This window comes from Mesorhizobium sp. M2E.F.Ca.ET.209.01.1.1, assembly GCF_004010375.2.
In the GTDB taxonomy this organism is placed as follows: Bacteria; Pseudomonadota; Alphaproteobacteria; order Rhizobiales; family Rhizobiaceae; genus Mesorhizobium.
This window is the reverse complement of the sequence record NZ_SADP02000623.1, coordinates 1-340: the sequence shown is the minus strand read 5'-3', so window position 1 is coordinate 340 and position 340 is coordinate 1. Positions and strand designations below refer to the sequence as shown.

The following is a 340-nucleotide window of genomic DNA, read 5'->3' as shown; positions in this document are numbered from 1 at the left end:
CGCGGTTGAGCGAGGTGCGCAGCGCCTCGATGCCGTTCGAGGCAAAATAGGCCGCAAGCAGCACGCCATAGGTCAGAAGGTCGGTGCGCCGCACCGTGAGCACATTCTGCACCTCATGCGCGATCGGCTTGGCGATCTGCTCCGGCCAGGTGTCGAAGACCAGATGCACGGCCGTGTCGGCGAAGGCGCGCGCGCCCAGAAAGCTGGCAAGCGTCGTGGCGAAGATCAGGAAGGGAAACAGCGCCATCAGCGATGTGATCGCCAGATGGCTGGCCATCGCCCAGCCGTCATCGGTGTTGAAATGGCCAATCGCATCGTAGAGCACGCGCTTGACGGCGAC

At 63.8% G+C, this 340-nt stretch carries 1 protein-coding gene; it reads right to left on the bottom strand.

All coding sequences use genetic code 11. The features are described from left to right. On the bottom strand, positions 1–340 hold a 340-nt coding region (locus tag EN852_RS37180; protein WP_189546518.1), incomplete at both ends, for a YhjD/YihY/BrkB family envelope integrity protein.